This is a genomic window from Bacillus altitudinis 41KF2b (genome assembly GCF_000691145.1).
Lineage (GTDB): Bacteria > Bacillota > Bacilli > Bacillales > Bacillaceae > Bacillus > Bacillus altitudinis.
Window position 1 is genome coordinate 77,716 of record NZ_ASJC01000004.1, and the last position, 15,728, is coordinate 93,443.

Sequence of the window (15,728 nt, forward strand, 5' to 3'; positions counted from 1 at the left end):
AAGACCTCTCTTCTACTTTATCCCAGCCGCTTTTTTCATTGTTTGTTTTCCTCTGACCATACTCGAAAAATAAAGGCTGACGCTAATGCCGACAAGAGAAATCATGATCAATGTCCAGCCTAATTGGTCAAAATGAGAACCTGCAATTTCCTCACCAAACAGCATGCCAAGCACGGCAGATGACAGAATGGAACCAAGGTACCTGCATGTTTGAAAAAGCCCAGAGGTCGTGCCAATCATTTGTTGAGGGCTCGCTTTTAACATCGCAGCTTGAAGCGCAACATTTCCAATCCCGTAACTGAGTCCAAGCAAAGCAAGAACCAGTCCTTTCCCCCAGAATGGCGCAGGAATAAAAAAGAAAGTCATGGCGGAAGCGCCGGCCAGCATGAGCACAGCACTTGCCAAAACAGGATGCCGTTCATCGCCGCGATCTACCCACTTGCCAGTCAGCGGCGATACCATAATGCTCACGCCAGACATGCAAAGCATAAAGAGACCCGTCATCTCCACACGCCAGCCCAATTCATCCTGAAAATAACTTGGCAAGCCAAAAAAGAGACAATAGAAGAAAATATTTAAAATGATAAATTGCACATACACAAGTGAAAGCCGTTTCTCCTGCCTGAACATCCGAATTTGGATAAATGGCTCATCCACCTGATGCTCCCACCATATAAAAGCACCCGCACTCACAAGACAGAGAATGCCCTGCACATACTGAATACCATCAGATAGTGATAATAAAAAAGAAAGCAAAAGGACAATACAAACTGTAAATAGAAACATCCCTGGCAAATCAAGCTTTCGGACAGTGTCTCCGATACGCAATTTTTTCTTTTTCTCCTTAGGAAACAAGGAAAGGCCTAGAAAAAAACTAATCAATATGAATGGCAGATTCACTAAAAAGATCGCCGGCCAGCTGCCGATCGTCATCAAAAACCCGCCAAGTGTCGGACCAAGTGCTGTCATCGCTGAAGCAAAAATAGACAATACCGCTAAAGCAGAAGCTTGTCGTTCCTTCACATGATCCCGAATCAGTCCAACACCTGAAGGATAGATCGCACTACTTCCAATCGCCTGAAGAAGCCGGATTACAATCAGCACCGCAAAAGTCGGGGCAAACGGCGCACAAATGGCTGAGACTGCCACTAGAACTAGTCCAAATAAAAATAAAGTTCTCCGGCTCATCACATGATCTCCAATTCGTCCACTCATCGGCTGCGTGACCGCGCTGGCCAAATAAAAGGTTGAAATGAGCCAAGATACCGTCGTAAACGACAAACCGAACTCATGCTGAATTTGATGCAAGGCTAAAGAAATCATTGAGGAATTCAGTGGATTTAACATCGTTCCAAAAGCAATCGCCGTTAAAAAGACTTTTCGATTGTTTTTCCATTTGATCATACACCCGCCCCCTTCTTTTGACATACACGTTCTTTGTCTATCTCCTCGTTATTATGAGATTCATTTCCCTTTTTTACCCTTAGCAATTCAAGTTCTCTCTCCGAAAAGCAAGACATACATTCTAAAAAGGGCAAGTGTTGGAAAAGCGCATATAAAATTGAGAATATGAGGAACAAATGGTAACATGCTACACATATTTAAAAGCCTACTTTCTCCTTATACGGAGAACGGCTGAAAAGGAGGAGAAGCTTATTATTAAAAAAAGACGGTTTTGGGTCCCAGCCCTTTTCTCGGTTGCAGTATTACTTCTGTCTTCGTGCGGTTCAAATGAAACAAATGGGAACGGAGATAAACGTAATTCTACAGCGAAAGGGTCGCCGATTTTGGAAGATGGGAAATTTATTTTTGCAGCATCAGGTGAATTCCACCCATTCAGTTACATGGATGGAAACCAGATGTCCGGCTTTGATATTGATGTCGGCAATGCGATTAGCGACAAGATGGGCCTAGAGCCTGTACAGAAAAAATATAAATTCGCAGGCATCGTCGAAGGCGTCAAAGCGGGTAAATTTGATGCGGCCGTTGCAAGTCATACCATCAACGAGGAACGAAAAAAACACGTCCTTTTTTCTCAACCGTATTACTACTCCGGTCCGCAAATCTTCACAAGACCCGGCGCAGACATTCACAGTGCAAATGACCTAAAAAACAAAGAAATCGCTGTCTCTAAAGGTTCGTCCTATGCGGATATTGCCAAAGAACATAGCGGGCAGGAACCAAAATATTACGACAGTGATGTTGTCGCTTTAGAAGCACTAGCCAACGGCAAACACGATGCGGTCGTCACTGATTTTGCCACAGGTGCAGAAGCCATGAAGAAAAAACTTAAAATTGAAGCACAAGAAAGACTCGGGCAAAGTGAGCAAGCAATCGCTGTCTCTAAAGACAATAAAGAACTCATGAAAGAGATCAATGATGCGATTGATGCACTCAAAAAAGACGGAACATTAAGACAAATTAGCGAAAAGTATTTTGACGAAGATATTACCGTCAAACAGGATTAAAACCACGATTGTGCGCCTTTCTCTAGGCGCACTTTCTTCAAATGGAGATGATTGTTTTGCCTACCTTATCACATTTTTTTCAAACGCTGATTGATTCTAGAGGCGTTTTCTTAGAAGGAATGTTGCTCACCTTACAACTCACTGTCATCAGTATTTTCATCGGCATGTTCATCGGGCTTTTCTTTGCCTTACTAAAAATATCCCGCGTGACCGTTTTCGGATATATTGCAAATGCCTATATCTTCCTTGTACGCGGGACACCACTCATTGTGCAGATTTTTATCCTGTATTTTGGGCTGACAGAATTAAATATACCCGACTTTTGGGCAGCCTCTATTGCGCTTGCCTTCCATAACGGTGCCTATATAGCAGAAATATTCAGAGGGGCGATTCAATCAATCGATCAAGGTCAAAAAGAAGCAGGACGTTCTCTTGGCATGGGGCGATTTCTAACCATGAGACGTATCATTCTCCCGCAAGCGATGCGGCGCGCCCTCCCCCCTCTTGGCAATCAGTTTATTATCGGCTTAAAAGACTCTTCACTTGCCGCCTTCATCAGCGTCAATGAACTCTTTAACATCGCCACCACTCAAGGTTCCAACAGTTTTGACAACATGACGTACTTACTTGTCGTGGCTGTCTATTACTTAGTTCTTGTCCTGCTGTTAACATTCGCTGTGCAAACCGTTGAGAAGAAACTTTCAGTCAGTGATCATTAGGAGGAGAAGCATGACAGAATCAAAAGAGATCATTCGTGTTGAAAAACTGAATAAATACTTTGGAGAGCTGCATGTCTTAAAAGATATCGATCTCACTGTATATGAAAATGATGTCGTCGTCTTAATTGGTGCAAGCGGCTCTGGAAAAAGCACCTTGCTCCGTTGTATGAATTTTTTAGAAATAAAAAATGACGGTCAGATCATCATTGATGGCAGTCCCGTTCATCCAAAACGAGATCAATTAAACAAAATGAGGCAGAAAATAGGCATGGTGTTTCAGCATTTTAATCTCTTCCCGCACAAAACCGTGCTTGAAAACATCATCGAAGCACCAGTCATGGTGAAAAAAACAAAGAAAGCACAAGCGATAACTGAAGCCAATGTCTTATTAGAGAAAGTCGGACTAGCGGATAAAGCAAAAGTGTACCCTTCAAAGCTATCAGGCGGTCAAAAACAGCGCGTTGCCATCGCACGAGCTCTCGCCATGAAGCCCGATGTCATGTTATTTGACGAGCCTACTTCTGCGCTGGACCCAGAGCTTGTAGGCGAAGTGCTGCAAACCATGAAAAGTCTTGCCAAAGAAGGCATGACAATGGTCATCGTCACTCATGAAATGGGCTTCGCAAAAGAAGTAGCTGACCGAGTTGTTTATATGCATGAAGGACGAATCGTCGAACAAGGTACCCCATCAGAATTATTTGATTCTCCTCAAGAGGAGCGAACCAAATTGTTTCTCAGTTCGATTTTATAGGTCAAACGCCCTTTATTTTTCGTGATTCATGCACGTTTATTCTCATTTTTTACGAACTTTTCATCCATTTATATTGATAATGACCAAAAACCATGTTAGATAAACTTACATGAATATGTTATATATGACTTTTCTCTCTATAATGAAGAATTAAGAAATCTATTAATTCTGAATGATTCGGGGGAATGCAGCATGCAAATGGGTGATACAGTATTTATGTTCTTCTGCGCACTACTCGTGTGGTTAATGACACCGGGTTTAGCCTTATTCTACGGAGGACTTGTGAGAAGTAAAAACGTGTTAAGTACGACAATGCACAGCTTAACCTCACTAGCCATTGTCTCTATCGTCTGGATCGTGTTTGGCTATTCACTGGCCTTTGCGCCAGGCAATGCATGGATCGGAGGCTTTGACTGGGTTGGACTAAAAGGCGTTGGCTTTGAACCTGGTTCATATAGTGACACGATTCCACATTCATTGTTCATGATGTTCCAAATGACCTTTGCCGTCCTCACAACAGCCATTATCTCTGGTGCGTTCGCTGAACGTATTCGTTACTCAGCGGTGGTCGTGTTTACACTCCTTTGGGTCACATTTGTATACGCTCCAGTCGCACACTGGGTATGGGGCGGCGGCTGGATTGGAGAAATGGGAGCACTTGACTTCGCCGGTGGAAACGTCGTCCACATATCATCCGGTGTGGCTGGTCTAGTCGTAGCCATTGTTCTCGGGAAGCGAAAAGAAGCGGCAAGTTCTTCTCCGCATAACTTGATCTACACACTTCTTGGTGGAGCTGTGATTTGGTTTGGCTGGTTTGGGTTTAACGTAGGAAGTGCCCTCACATTAGATAGTGTCGCCATGTATGCCTTTATTAACACCAATACAGCAGCTGCTGCAGGAATCATCGGCTGGCTGTTAGTCGAATGGATGATCAACAAAAAACCAACGATGCTAGGTGCAATCTCTGGAGCCATTGCAGGCCTAGTAGCGATTACACCTGCCGCAGGCTTTGTCACACCATTCGCTTCGATCATCATCGGAATCATCGGCGGGATCGTTTGTTTCTGGGGCGTCTATTCACTCAAAGCCAGGTTCGGCTATGACGATGCACTGGATGCATTCGGTCTCCACGGAATCGGCGGTACTTGGGGAGGCATTGCTACAGGCCTTTTCGCCACTACATCTGTCAATGATGGCGGAGCCAACGGCTTATTTTATGGCGATCCAAGCTTACTTTGGAAACAAGTTGTCGCCATCGTGGCCACATACGTCTTTGTTGCAGTTGTCACATATGTGATCATCAAAGTCGTCAACATCTTCTTCAAGATTCGCGCAACTGAAGAAGAAGAATCAGTCGGTCTTGATTTAACGATGCACGGCGAAAAAGCATATCAAGATTAAAGAAAAAGGGGTGTCTCTATGAGCAAAATGTATAAAGTGGAGATTGTCACACGTCCAGCTAATTTTGAAACATTAAAGGTGGAGCTTGGAAAGATTGGTGTCACCTCGATTACCTTTTCCAATGTGCACGGCTGCGGATTACAAAAGGGACATACGGAACTATACCGTGGCGTCAAAAAGGAAAGCAATGTGTACGAACGTTTAAAGATCGAAATCGTCTTAAGCAAAGTACCTGTTGAACAGGTCGTGGAAACGGCTCAAAAGGTACTTCGTACAGGAGAACCAGGGGATGGGAAGATTTTTATATATGAGATAGAAAATACAATCAACATTCGGACAGGTGAAGAAGGACCTGCCGCCTTATAGCATCCCCTCCGCCATATGGCGGAGGTTTTTTAAAGACAGAAAAAAACCTCTGTGCATTTATCTACACAGAGGATCTGACATGACATTAAGATTGTTTTGTTTCTTCTGACTGACTGCGGTCTTTAGAGGAATCTGAAGACTTTTCTTGATCAGAGGATTTCCCCTTTTCATCAGACTTATCTTCAGATTTTTCTTCAGTCGGCTCTTTTGCCTTATCGTCAGCAGCAGGTTCCTTCATTTTGTCATCAGCTTTTGGCTGAGCAGGTTCTTTTGCTTCTTCCGTCACTTCTTGCGCTGCTTTTTCAATGGAAGAAACAGGCTTATCAATGAAGCTAAGTGGATTAAGCGCTAAACCTTCCATACGAATTTCAAAGTGAACATGGTTGCCGCTTTCAGCACCATATAGATTCTTACCAGAAGCACCGATGACATCATTCTGTTTCACTTCATCGCCTTCTTTTACACTCACTTGAGACAACGATTGATAAACAGTAGACAATCCATCTTCATGTTCAATTTCAACAACGTGACCGAGAACTGGATCTTTTTTCGCCTGAACGACTGTTCCACTAAGAGCAGCTGTGACATCAAACACTTTGCCATCTTTATCTGCAAGATCAATACCTTTGCTTAAGGTATAGGTGTTATTATAGTTTACAAGTGCTGCTTCTTTTTCTTTTTGATCAGCATCTGCTTCATAGAACTTTTTCACGACAGAAACATTCTCAGAATTCTGGACCGGCATAGCAACATTTTCAATTGGCTTTCCAACTTCAACGGCATCATCACGCTGTTCTTGTCCTGTTTGATTTCCATCAGATAGTTGGTCTTTCACATCTTTCGATACAGCTTGATACCAAAGAACGGCTGTTAACACGACCGCTGCGCTGACCAAGTAAATAGCAGGGAATACCCAGCGCTTACGGAAAAATTGCTGAACTTTTGTGATTTTGGAAGTACGTTTCTTTTCTTCCTCTCTCATTTTTCATCACCTCAGCAACATTCTGAACACTTTTCAAAAAATATATACACACGAAATTATTTTTCTTTTTATTTTGCGCAATCGCATCAATAATATGTATGATGAATGAAAAAAGATGGGGGTACATATGGTGAAAACTTTCAACCGCATGGCAACAGAAGATGACCTCAAAGAGATCGTCGATATCTACAATTCAACGATTGCTTCAAGAGAAGTAACGGCCGATACAGAACCTGTTACAGTAGAAGACCGCCGTCAGTGGTTTTTGCATCATTCAGAGAAACGTCCTCTCTATGTGAAAACAGATGAGGAAGGAAATATCTACGGCTGGCTCAGTTTTGAAACGTTTTACGGCAGACCTGCATACAACGGTACTGTTGAAATGAGTATTTACTTGAACCAAAACTATCGAGGAAAAGGTTTAGGGTCACTGTTCTTACAAGAGGCGCTCGAATTGGCACCCTCATTAGGCATCCGAACGTTACTTGCCTTTATTTTCGGCCACAACGAAGCCAGCATCAAATTATTTAAGAAGCACGGATTTGAGACTTGGGGACATTTGCCACGCATCGCAGAAATGGACGGCAATCGGTACGACTTAGATATTTTAGGAAAAGAATTATAAACTGAGCGTCTCTTGAAGAAAGAGACGATTTAGATTGTTGACAAAGTGCTAAATCGAACTTTAATTTAGCCCTTTGTCTTCTTTTCAGATTGATAGCTTGAAAATCATTTAATTATCATAAAAAGTAAATAAATGATGAAAAAAATCAATTGATCAACATTCACTCTTCCTAAAGTACTACATGCTCCAGTATGATAAAGAATGAGTACATAAAGGAGTGAACACAATTGCAACAAACTGAGAAAATCATTCAATCTCTTCATTCAATAACAAAGTGGGGAAAGGTTGGGAGCATCTTTCTCTATATTTCAGGTGGTCTATCCATCCTCAGTGGGTTTTGGCTTGTTCTTCCTGCTGCCATTGGCGTTTTTCTCATCATGATGGGAATACATGTCCAAAAATCCGTGAAAGCAGCTGAACAATTGATTCAAGCGCCTGATACTTCTTACGAAGAATTATTGGAACAATATGCTAAGATGATGAAAATGCAAACACTGTTTGCGATTTCAAGTATTGCCGCCGTTATTCTCTCATTCATCGCGATCGTTTTGATGTTTATACTAGGCGGGCTAGCCTTCCTCCAAGAACTCCCTACCGATGTCCAACAGTACGAAGATTATTACGAAGAAGAACTTGGTGACTTTTATTAATAGAAAGGGGTATCAATGAAATACGATACCCCTTTTTTATTTGAGTTGGCATAGACTTGATACTAAACTTGACAATCAGCCTTTATCATTTTAAAATACAAATCGTAATCATTACGAAATAAAGGAGGATTATAGCAATTATGCGCGTGAAAATCACCTTAGCCTGTACTGAAACAGGTGACAGAAACTATATCACTACAAAAAATAAACGAACGAATCCAGACCGATTGGAGTTAAAAAAATATTCTCCACGATTAAAGAAATACACCCTTCATCGGGAAACAAAATAATTTTTAATATTTAAATCGTAATCATTACTATATAAGTGAGGCGGCATACAAAATGAGCATGTTCAAAAGGACTAAATCAAATGGATAAAAGAATACCTGTCACAGTTCTAAGCGGCTTTTTAGGAGCTGGAAAAACCACGATATTAAATCATGTTCTTCAAAATCGTAAAGGCCTAAAAGTAGCTGTTATTGTCAATGACATGAGTGAAATAAACATTGATGCGGAATTAGTTAAGCAAGGCGGCGAACTCTCTCGATCAGATGAGAAACTGGTTGAACTATCTAATGGTTGTATTTGTTGCACATTGAGAGAAGATTTATTAATTGAAGTAGAACGCCTTTGTAAGGCTGGGAATATCGATTATATTGTCATTGAATCTACAGGTATTAGTGAACCAATTCCTGTCGCTCAAACTTTCTCTTACATTGATGAAGAAATGGGCATAGATTTGACACGTTTTTGCAGATTAGACACGATGGTAACGGTGGTAGATGCAAACCGTTTCTGGACAGATTTCCAGTCAGGAGAAAGTTTATTGGATCGTAAAGAAGCAGTTTCAGATGATGATGAACGAGAGATTTCCGATTTACTTATTGATCAAATTGAATTTTGTGATGTGCTCATTATCAATAAATGTGATCTTGTATCGGCATCAGAACTAGATCGGCTTGAGAATGTGCTAACCAAACTTCAACCAGAAGCAACCATTATTAGAACCTCTAAAGGTAATGTACAGCCTAGTGATATTTTGAATACTGGTTTATTCAATTTTGAAAAATCTAGTGCTTCTGCGGGCTGGATCAAAGAAATTAATGCTGGACACTCTCAGCATACGCCTGAAACAGAAGAATACCAAATCTCATCTTTTGTTTATGAAAGAAGGCTTCCTTTTCATACTGGCAGACTGAATGCTTGGTTAGATCAAATGCCAGAGCAAATCGTTCGAGCGAAAGGATTTACATGGCTAGCGACACATCATGATTTAACCATTTTAATTTCACAAGCCGGAAAATCTGTGGCAATTGAACCAATCGCATACTGGATTGCTGCCTTACCTGAGCAAGAACGATCACGGATCTTAAATCAGGAACCAGAAATTCTAGATGAGTGGGATGCAGAGTTTGGTGATCGACATACAAAACTTGTCTTTATCGGTGTAGATTTACCTAAAGCAGATATTATTCGTACACTAGATCAATGCTTACTCACACCTGAAGAATTTGATCAAGATTGGACAACGTTTGAAGACCCCTTTCAATGGAACATACACACTTAAACCAGGAGGGTTTTAAATGGCAAAGAAATCAAAAATAGCAAAAGAAAAAAAGCGGCAGCAGCTCGTTTTGAAATATGCACAATTAAGGAAAGAGCTAAAAGAAAAAGGTGACTATGAAGCTTTGCAGAAACTACCTAGAGACTCTTCACCCACTCGCTTAAAAAACCGCTGTGAATTAACTGGCCGTCCTAGAGGTTACTTGAGAAAATTTAAAATGTCTCGAATTGCTTTTCGTGAGCTTGCCTATAAAGGACAGATTCCAGGAGTGAAAAAATCGAGTTGGTAAAGATTGATTTGATCTTAGCATAGTTCCTGTCAATGTAAAGCAGGACAAAATGAATAAAAATCTTTTTTTCATCCTTACTCCGTCAATTTTGAGGTGCAAAATAGCATTTTAAAAAAACAGCAGAATCTCTGCTGTTTTTTTATGGGGATGAGCTTATAGGAAAAATTGTCATGATGTTAAAAGAAGATTTTCAACAGTGATTATAGCATTTTCTCTTCTTTTCAAAAATCGATGATCATGATACTTTGTTGTCATTACCCGCCGATGTAGGACATCTCAACTTTTTTCTGATCTTTCTTTTGCTCTCTCTCAGCTGAATATTGATCCTGTCTGTTTGACCAAAGTTCCTTCAATATGTTCACTAGATATTCATCATTTTCTGAATTACGGATGAATCGTCTCAGATCAAAGCCCGATGATGCAAAAAGACAGGTGAATAATTCGCCACGTGCAGATAGTCTAGCTCTATTACACGATCCACAAAAAGCATCTGAAACGGAAGAAATAATGCCAATCTCTCCTGACCCATCCTCATAAAAATAACGCTTGGCTACTTCACCTTGATATCGAGGGGGTTCTGGTTTGATAGGGTATTTTGAATGAATTAGCTCCATAATCTCTTTTTTCGTCAATACATGCTTGAGATTCCATTTGTTCGTATTGCCAACATCCATGAATTCAATAAATCGTAGAATGTGTCCTTCTTTTTTAAAATAGGCTGCCATTGGTAAGATATCTTGATCATTCACACCTTTTTGGACAACCATATTGATCTTAATAGCAAGTCCAGCTTTTTTTGCAGCATCTATCCCATCAAATACTTTTTGGATAGAAATGTGTCTTCCATTCATCTGCTTAAAACGATCTGGATTTAAAGAATCTAAACTAATGGTGACTCTATTCAGACCTGCTTTCTTTAGCTTATCTGCGTACAAAGGTAACAGCGTTCCATTGGTTGTCATCGCGATGTCTTCAATACCTGGAATTTTTGCGAGTTTTTCTATCAAAACGGGCAAATCTTTACGCATTAAAGGTTCACCACCCGTAATACGTAATTTCACTACACCTAATTCCTTTGCAAAAAGCGCAGCAAGTCGTTCAATTTCCTCGAAGCTAAGCAGCTCTTCTTTATCTAAAAAAGGATAATCTGGTCCAAAGATTTCAGCAGGCATACAGTACGTACATCTAAAATTACAGCGATCTGTTACGGATATTCTTAAATCGCGCAATGGTCGATGTCTTTTATCCAAAATACTGACCATACTTAGCCTCCTATTCTGTAATACGCTGATGATGAGTATAGATATTAAAAGATTCTCCTCTTACGAATCCAACTGTTGTTATATTTAATTCTTCTGCCATTTTAAGTGCTAACTCAGTAGGAGCTGATTTTGATATGACGATTGATACCCCTAATTTTGCTGCCTTCAACAGAACTTCAGATGATATCCGGCCGCTAAATACAAGGATTTTATCTCTCAGTGGGATTTTATGAAGTAAACAATATCCATAGATTTTATCCAACGCATTATGCCGTCCTATATCCGTCCTAGTGATGAATAGCTTTTCTGTATCACACAGTCCAGCATTATGGACACCACCAGTATGTTGAAATAACTGACTTTCCTCCTGTAAACATTTCATTAAATGAATACAAGTTTCAGCAGAAATACTGATTCGGTCAATGGCTGTTTTTGCCGTCTTCACATCTTGGAGAAAATAAAAATGTCTTCCTTTCCCACAGCAAGATCCGATCACTCGTTTTGTAAAATCTGAGGATTGGAACTGAGTTGAGTGATGTAAGTCAACATATGCAAAACCCATACTTTCATCTATTGTAAACCTTTTAATCTCTTTTTCAAATCGAATGACTCCTTCTGAAGCTAAAAAACCGATCACCAATTCTTTCAAATGATCTGGTGAACAAACGAGTGTGACAAACTCTTCACCATTCACCAGCACGGTTAAAGGGAATTCTTCTACAACTTCATCTGTTTTACATGTCATTTGACCTTTGCGATATTGGTGTATGCGTCGTTTCGTTTTAACAGAAGGATTCATGATCTGATCTTCCTTTCAACACAAATTTAGTTATATGAACCAGACGAATTGTGATATTATTTTAAAAAGTCATAAAAATGTAACATATTTCTATCTTATCAAACTTTTTGTTTGCTTTATATGGAGGGAACACAATGAATAAAACAAAAAATCGTTGGCTGATCGCTACAAGTGCTGTGGGGATTCATTTATCTATCGGATCTGTTTATGCATGGAGTGTTTTTACGAATCCTTTACATCAAACCTTTCAATGGTCATTAACAGAAATAAGCCTGACATTTAGCATTGCTATTTTATTTTTAGGTTTATCAGCTGCCTTCATGGGGCATTTCGTTGAAAAGTATGGGCCGAGGGCATCAGGGCTCTTCTCAGCTATTTTCTTCGGCATTGGGATGACTGGATCAGGGTTTGCTGTCCACATGTCTTCATTACCTCTCCTCTATTTATTTTATGGTGTACTCGCTGGAATCGGATTAGGTGTAGGTTATATTGCTCCAGTATCAACATTAGTCAAATGGTTTCCAGATCGAAGAGGACTCGCAACGGGTTTAGCCATTATGGGTTTTGGATTTGCTTCTCTGATTTGCAGTCCCATTATTCAATTTCTCATTGAAAAAGTTGATATTGCAAATACCTTCTATATTCTCGGAATCTCTTATTTTATCATCATGGTCGTTTCATCTCTTTATTTATCACCACCAACACCTGATGATGTCAAACAATTTAACGTGCTAAAAACAAGCCAAAGGAAAATTCCTCAAGATTTATCACAGCTCACCGCAAATGAAGCCATTAAAACACGGCGCTTTTATTATTTGTGGATCATGCTCTTTATCAATATCACATGCGGAATTGCTATTATTTCTGTAGCATCACCACTTGCTCAAGAAAGTGTTGGTTTCACGGCCGGTGCAGCAGCTACTCTTGTTGGAATTTTAGGTGCTTTTAATGGGCTAGGACGGATCGGATGGGCATCCTTCTCTGATTATATCGGAAGGCCAAATACGTATACGATTTTCTTTACTATACAGCTCATTGCTTTTCCCTTACTTCCCTACTTAAAAGAACCGCTCATCTTTTCAATCGTGATGGCAATCATTTATACGTGCTACGGAGGAGGGTTTGCTTCAATTCCAGCCTATATCGGAGATTTATTTGGTACGAAGCAGCTAGGTGCCATACACGGTTATATTCTCACCGCTTGGGCCGCTGCTGGTTTAGCAGGACCTTTATTTTCCTCCTTTATTCGTGACATTACAGGCAATTACACACAAAGTCTCATGGTCTTCTCTGGCCTATTTTTCATTGCGTTTATCATATCTCTTCTCATTCGGAAGGATATTAAACAACTTCGTGAATCAAATCTTACTGCTCCTTCTTCTGTCACGGTCCGCTCTTAAGATGAATTTGACAGAATGACAATCTACAGGTAATTTTTAGATATGAAAACGCTTTACAAAGTGATAGGAGGGTGGCGATATCATGGGAAAAACAAAACACAAGGGGCCTATTAAACTCAACAAAAAACCCTCACCAAAGCTATGGGCCTCTTTTGCTCCTATGGGGCTTGGAAAAGTAAAACCGAAACACATTCGAGACACAATGAAAGTGGCATGGGAGAACAAAGATAACCTCCCCTATGCGTACCGTATATTGACTCAGGGCGTTTGTGACGGCTGCGCTCTTGGTGTATCAGGTTTATACGATCAAACACTAGCAGGACCCCATATATGCACAACAAGACTGAATGTGCTACGGCTTAACACAATGCCAGCTATTGATCCAAAATGGTTCGAAGATATTGAGCGGCTCAAACAAATGGATAGCACGTCTCTTCGAAAACTTGGGCGTATTCCTTATCCCCTGATTCGAAAAAAAGGTGAGAATGCCTTTACACGCATTTCTTGGGATGGTGCATTAGATCAAATCGCCGCTAAAATCAAATCGATTGATAAACGTCAGCTTGCTTTCTATTTAACGGCTAGAGGGATTACGAATGAAGTGTACTATACTGCGGCGAAAGCTGCGCGATTTATTGGAACAAATCATATCGATAATGCTTCTCGTATTTGCCATTCACCAAGCAAAACCGCTCTTAAACGCTCCCTGGGTATAGGTGCATCCAGCTGTAATTACAGTGATTGGATTGGAACAGATGTATTGATATTTTGGGGCTCTGTTGCAGCAAACAACCAGCCGGTTTCGACTAAATATATGTACGCCGCTAAAAAGAAAGGAACCAAAATCATTGTCATCAATCCATATAAAGAGCCTGCAATGGAAAAATATTGGGTCCCTTCTATTCCAGAAAGTGCTTTATTCGGCACAAAAATAGCGGATGATTTTTATCAAGTCAATATAGGCGGCGATATTGCGTTTATGAATGGTGTCATCAAACATTGGTTTGATATGGAGGAGCAAGCGCCCCATTCCGCTCTTGACCATGAATTTATCCAAGCGCATACAACCGGCATAAAAGATGTAAAGCAGCATGTCACTCAGTTAAAATGGGCGGATCTCGAAGCATCGTCAGGCTTATCTAAAGAAAGAATGAAGGAATTCGCTGTACTGCTTGCCAATGCCAATTCAGGGGTGTTTATTTGGAGTATGGGTCTCACTCAGCATCGCTTTGCCACTGATAATATATCACAAGTCGCAAACCTTGCCATGTTACGCGGGTTTATTGGCAGAAAACATTGTGGCGTTATGCCTATTCGTGGCCATAGCGGTGTCCAAGGTTCAGGCGAAATGGGTGCCGATCCATTCGTATTGCCCGGCAGTGATTTTGATGAAGAGAATATTAAAAGAATCGAGAAGATATGGGGATTTGATATTCCAAAATGGCATGGTGACACGATTGGGCAATCATTTGAAAAAATGGCTCTTCCAAAAGAACACCCGCAAAAGCTGAAGATGCTGTTTACTAGCGGTGGAAACTTTTTAGAAACAATGCCAAATCCTGAAGCGATTGAAAAAGCACTATCCGAGCTTGAACTCCGTGTCCATCAAGATATTATTTTGAACACCTCTACACTGGTAGAAGCAGAAGAGACTGTGATTGTTCTGCCTGCAATGACAAGATATGAACAGCCAGGCGGCGGTACATCAACCAGTACGGAACGCATGGTGTATTTCAGTCCGGAAATTGAAGGGCCACGCATTGAAGAAGCCAGAGCTGAATGGGACATTTATATTGACCTAGCAAAAAGGGTTCGTCCAGAAGATGCGAAGCTGATTCATTTTGACCATGCTGAAGACATTCGTCGTGAGATTGCCATCGCAAATCGGAACTATGATGGGATCCAGCATTTGCGTCATAAAGGGGATGTCTTTCAATGGGGTGGCGCATGGCTTTGCGAAGATGGGGTGTGTCCAACACCGGATGGAAAAGGACACCTGCTCCCAGCACAGCTGCCCCAATATCGAAAAACTGAGGGGCATTTCAATATCACGACAAGACGAGGCAAGCAATTCAACTCTATGATTTACAGTGAAAAGGATGCCTTTAATGGTGGAAAGCGGCATTCTATCTTGATGAATGAAGAAGATGCGAAAGAGCTTTACGTCCAAGAAGGCGATCCTGTTGTCCTTTTCAATCAATATGGATCCTACCAAGGAGTTGCTCAATTCGGAGAGCTGAAACGTGGAAATATTGCAGTTTATTGGCCTGAAGGAAACGTGTTAATACCAAAAGGAGTTTACGAAAGCTATTCCCAGATTCCAGAATACAATACCACCGCGATATTAGAAAAAGCCGAAACCTTTCATGCAAGAAAAGATCAGCACTACGTGGAGAAACGGATTGATGAATTAGAAACGACTTTAAATTGATCCTTTATGAAAAAACAGCTG

16 protein-coding genes are annotated in these 15,728 nt (G+C 40.8%); 12 read left to right on the forward strand and 4 right to left on the reverse strand.

Translation table 11 applies throughout. The features are described from left to right. Positions 1–12 precede the first annotated feature (12 nt). Positions 13–1,404, reverse strand: a complete 1,392-nt coding sequence (locus tag BA79_RS08705; protein WP_035702282.1) for an MFS transporter — start codon at positions 1,402–1,404, stop codon at positions 13–15. A gap of 176 nt (positions 1,405–1,580) precedes the next feature. Between BA79_RS08705 and BA79_RS08710 the strand changes: the two genes are divergently transcribed. The 5 genes from BA79_RS08710 (at position 1,581) to BA79_RS08730 (ending at position 5,705) form a co-directional block, all read left to right on the forward strand. Then, on the forward strand, positions 1,581–2,468 hold the full coding sequence (locus BA79_RS08710; protein ID WP_035702284.1) for a transporter substrate-binding domain-containing protein: 888 nt from the start codon (positions 1,581–1,583) through the stop codon (positions 2,466–2,468). A 41-nt stretch (positions 2,469–2,509) separates the two neighbouring features. Beyond that, positions 2,510–3,187, forward strand: a complete 678-nt coding sequence (locus BA79_RS08715; protein ID WP_081826985.1) for an amino acid ABC transporter permease — start codon at positions 2,510–2,512, stop codon at positions 3,185–3,187. A gap of 10 nt (positions 3,188–3,197) precedes the next feature. Next, positions 3,198–3,938, forward strand: coding sequence for an amino acid ABC transporter ATP-binding protein (locus tag BA79_RS08720; protein WP_035702289.1), 741 nt, complete (start codon positions 3,198–3,200; stop codon positions 3,936–3,938). Positions 3,939–4,130: 192 nt separating this feature from the next. Further along, positions 4,131–5,339, forward strand: coding sequence for an ammonium transporter (locus BA79_RS08725; RefSeq protein WP_017368194.1), 1,209 nt, complete (start codon positions 4,131–4,133; stop codon positions 5,337–5,339). Positions 5,340–5,357: 18 nt separating this feature from the next. Continuing rightward, positions 5,358–5,705: a P-II family nitrogen regulator gene (locus BA79_RS08730; protein WP_007497589.1), complete on the forward strand. Its 348-nt coding sequence runs from the start codon at positions 5,358–5,360 to the stop codon at positions 5,703–5,705. Positions 5,706–5,790: 85 nt separating this feature from the next. Here the strand turns inward: BA79_RS08730 and spoIIQ are convergent, their stop codons facing one another. Then, positions 5,791–6,687 (reverse strand): stage II sporulation protein SpoIIQ, encoded by an 897-nt coding sequence (gene spoIIQ / locus BA79_RS08735; protein ID WP_008343344.1) that lies wholly within the window; start codon positions 6,685–6,687, stop codon positions 5,791–5,793. A gap of 127 nt (positions 6,688–6,814) precedes the next feature. Here spoIIQ and BA79_RS08740 point away from each other — a divergent pair, with 127 nt between their 5' ends. The 5 genes from BA79_RS08740 to rpsN all read left to right on the forward strand — a co-directional run bounded on the left by BA79_RS08740 (position 6,815) and on the right by rpsN (position 9,815). Then, positions 6,815–7,312, forward strand: a complete 498-nt coding sequence (locus tag BA79_RS08740; RefSeq protein WP_017360024.1) for a GNAT family N-acetyltransferase — start codon at positions 6,815–6,817, stop codon at positions 7,310–7,312. 227 nt (positions 7,313–7,539) lie between these two features. After that, positions 7,540–7,962, forward strand: coding sequence for a DUF5362 family protein (locus tag BA79_RS08745; RefSeq protein ID WP_007497598.1), 423 nt, complete (start codon positions 7,540–7,542; stop codon positions 7,960–7,962). Positions 7,963–8,102: 140 nt separating this feature from the next. Beyond that, positions 8,103–8,252, forward strand: a complete 150-nt coding sequence (rpmG, locus tag BA79_RS08750) for a 50S ribosomal protein L33 (protein ID WP_003214771.1) — start codon at positions 8,103–8,105, stop codon at positions 8,250–8,252. Between the two features lie 80 nt (positions 8,253–8,332). Continuing rightward, positions 8,333–9,529: a GTP-binding protein gene (locus BA79_RS08755; RefSeq protein ID WP_035702292.1), complete on the forward strand. Its 1,197-nt coding sequence runs from the start codon at positions 8,333–8,335 to the stop codon at positions 9,527–9,529. 16 nt (positions 9,530–9,545) lie between these two features. Further along, entirely contained in the window at positions 9,546–9,815 is a 270-nt protein-coding gene (gene rpsN / locus BA79_RS08760; protein WP_008343369.1) for a 30S ribosomal protein S14, read from the forward strand. Between the two features lie 254 nt (positions 9,816–10,069). Here rpsN and moaA read toward each other — a convergent pair whose 3' ends face one another. Both moaA and fdhD read right to left on the reverse strand, forming a co-directional pair. Beyond that, a complete protein-coding gene (moaA, locus tag BA79_RS08765) occupies positions 10,070–11,077 on the reverse strand; it encodes a GTP 3',8-cyclase MoaA (RefSeq protein WP_019743254.1) in 1,008 nt (335 codons plus the stop codon). 10 nt (positions 11,078–11,087) lie between these two features. Next, complete coding sequence (gene fdhD / locus BA79_RS08770; protein WP_035702296.1) at positions 11,088–11,876, reverse strand: formate dehydrogenase accessory sulfurtransferase FdhD; 789 nt, start codon at positions 11,874–11,876, stop codon at positions 11,088–11,090. A gap of 134 nt (positions 11,877–12,010) precedes the next feature. On the opposite strand from fdhD, the gene BA79_RS08775 reads away from it, so the two are divergent. Continuing rightward, entirely contained in the window at positions 12,011–13,276 is a 1,266-nt protein-coding gene (locus tag BA79_RS08775; protein ID WP_035702299.1) for an L-lactate MFS transporter, read from the forward strand. A gap of 82 nt (positions 13,277–13,358) precedes the next feature. Continuing rightward, the gene (locus BA79_RS08780; RefSeq protein WP_035702302.1) at positions 13,359–15,707 is read left to right on the forward strand and encodes an FdhF/YdeP family oxidoreductase; all 2,349 of its coding nucleotides are present in this window, start codon (positions 13,359–13,361) and stop codon (positions 15,705–15,707) included. The last annotated feature ends 21 nt before the right edge of the window (positions 15,708–15,728 follow it).

What these genes read in the sequence shown, in the direction of transcription:
- BA79_RS08705 (WP_035702282.1), bottom strand. Translation starts at nt 1,404, where the DNA reads ATGATCAAATGGAAAAACAATCGAAAAGTCTTTTTAACGGCGATTGCT.
- BA79_RS08710 (WP_035702284.1), top strand. Translation starts at nt 1,581, where the DNA reads ATGGTAACATGCTACACATATTTAAAAGCCTACTTTCTCCTTATACGG.
- BA79_RS08715 (WP_081826985.1), top strand. Translation starts at nt 2,510, where the DNA reads ATGGAGATGATTGTTTTGCCTACCTTATCACATTTTTTTCAAACGCTG.
- BA79_RS08720 (WP_035702289.1), top strand. Translation starts at nt 3,198, where the DNA reads ATGACAGAATCAAAAGAGATCATTCGTGTTGAAAAACTGAATAAATAC.
- BA79_RS08725 (WP_017368194.1), top strand. Translation starts at nt 4,131, where the DNA reads ATGCAAATGGGTGATACAGTATTTATGTTCTTCTGCGCACTACTCGTG.
- BA79_RS08730 (WP_007497589.1), top strand. Translation starts at nt 5,358, where the DNA reads ATGAGCAAAATGTATAAAGTGGAGATTGTCACACGTCCAGCTAATTTT.
- spoIIQ (WP_008343344.1), bottom strand. Translation starts at nt 6,687, where the DNA reads ATGAGAGAGGAAGAAAAGAAACGTACTTCCAAAATCACAAAAGTTCAG.
- BA79_RS08740 (WP_017360024.1), top strand. Translation starts at nt 6,815, where the DNA reads ATGGTGAAAACTTTCAACCGCATGGCAACAGAAGATGACCTCAAAGAG.
- rpmG (WP_003214771.1), top strand. Translation starts at nt 8,103, where the DNA reads ATGCGCGTGAAAATCACCTTAGCCTGTACTGAAACAGGTGACAGAAAC.
- BA79_RS08755 (WP_035702292.1), top strand. Translation starts at nt 8,333, where the DNA reads ATGGATAAAAGAATACCTGTCACAGTTCTAAGCGGCTTTTTAGGAGCT.
- rpsN (WP_008343369.1), top strand. Translation starts at nt 9,546, where the DNA reads ATGGCAAAGAAATCAAAAATAGCAAAAGAAAAAAAGCGGCAGCAGCTC.
- moaA (WP_019743254.1), bottom strand. Translation starts at nt 11,077, where the DNA reads ATGGTCAGTATTTTGGATAAAAGACATCGACCATTGCGCGATTTAAGA.
- fdhD (WP_035702296.1), bottom strand. Translation starts at nt 11,876, where the DNA reads ATGAATCCTTCTGTTAAAACGAAACGACGCATACACCAATATCGCAAA.
- BA79_RS08775 (WP_035702299.1), top strand. Translation starts at nt 12,011, where the DNA reads ATGAATAAAACAAAAAATCGTTGGCTGATCGCTACAAGTGCTGTGGGG.
- BA79_RS08780 (WP_035702302.1), top strand. Translation starts at nt 13,359, where the DNA reads ATGGGAAAAACAAAACACAAGGGGCCTATTAAACTCAACAAAAAACCC.